Annotated in this window: 1 protein-coding gene; it reads left to right on the top strand. The window is 73.0% G+C overall.

What is annotated here, in order from left to right:
- The coding region (locus tag ACTUAL_RS22430; RefSeq protein WP_440901621.1) for a choice-of-anchor M domain-containing protein at nt 1–1,478 on the top strand (1,478 nt) is incomplete at its 5' end.
- Nucleotides 1,479–1,537 lie beyond the last annotated feature (59 nt).

Raw genomic sequence — 1,537 nt, 5'->3', positions numbered from 1 at the left:
TGAACGCAGTGCAGACCCGGCACCGCAAGCGCCGCTACGCGGCCGTGGCGTCGATGACCGCCCTGGGCCTCGCCCTCGGCTCCCTGGGCGGCGTCGCCGTCGCCCAGGACGCGAAGCAGGTCGTCTCCGACGGCCACGTCGACCTGTTCCACATCGACGCCCAGGACTCGACCTACACCCTGGGCGCCCACACCTCCGCAGGCAACGTCGCGCCCGAGAACCTCGTGGTGCACGCCAAGCCGTCGGTGGCCTCCCGCACGGTCAGCGCCGCCATCGCGTCGCTGCCCGGCTGGAAGGCGCAGGGCGAGACCTACTACCTGCTGCCGCAGACCTCCCAGGCGGGCCAGGTGTTCGCGGGCTTCGGCTACAGCTCGAACGTCCCGCACGGCACCTCGGTCACCTACACGCTGGACGGCGTGACCGGCCCCGGCGCGTTCGCGCTGTGGCAGAACGGCGAGGACGGCCCGAACACGTTCCTCGCCTCGGCCGACGGCGGCCCTAAGTCGTTCACCAGCGCCGCCGACCACGAGCACGTCAACTGGGGCTTCACCGAGCAGGGCGACTACGCGGTGGCCGTGCGCGCCACCGTCGCCCCGCCCAACGCGACCCCGGTCGACCTCGCCCCGGTGACCTACACCTTCCGGGTCGCCGAGGACCTGCCGACCCAGCAGCCCGAGCCGGACGAGCCCGTGGCCACCAAGCTCAGCATCTCGGGCCTGGCCGGGCACTACCACGCGGGCGGCGTCGCGAACCTGACCGCCGTGCAGGAGCCCGCCACGGGCGAGGACCACTACCACTGGTTCACCCGCGCCCAGGGCGAGACCGACTGGAGCGTCGTGCCCGGCGCGCTGTCCGGCAGGTACGGCTTCGTCGTCCGCACCGCCGACGACAACCGCGAGGTCATGGTCAAGCTCTACGACCACGACCACAAGGTGCTCGCCGAGTCCGCGCCGGTCGTCATCGACGTCGACGACCACGGCAACGACCCGGTCAACGGCCCCACCATCACCGCCACCCTCACCGAGCAGCAGGGCGCGCTGACCGTCAGCGTCGCCCCGGAGAACCGCGAGGTCGACCTGGGCGAGCTGACCCTCACGGCGGAGGCCGACCGCTACCGCGCGACCGGCGCCCTCAAGCCGATCACGGTCACCGACACCCGCTCGGAGAACCCCGGCTGGAGCGCCACCGGCCGCGTGCGGTCCTTCACCACCGTCGACGGCCAGGTCCTCGGCGGCTACCACCTCGGCTGGACGCCCACCGTGCTCTCGTCCTCCCAGGGCCAGACGGTGACCCCCGGCGCGCCCAAGGAGTCCGGCTTCACCAGCGGCAACGGTGTCGGCGCGACCTCCGAGCTCGGCAAGGCGGCGGCGGGCGCCGGTCGCGGCGTCGCGCAGCTGGGCGCGGACCTCAAGCTGGACGTCCCGGTGGACACCACTCCGGGCGCGTACCGGGCGATGCTCATCCTCACGGCCATCTGAGCCGCCCCTGGGTGAACACCGCGCACGACAACTGATCAGGACGCGGGCCCGCCGACCCC

The sequence above is a fragment of the Actinosynnema sp. genome, from assembly GCF_052038725.1.
Note: the sequence above shows the minus strand (reverse complement) of the source record. Positions and strands in the feature narration are given on the sequence as shown.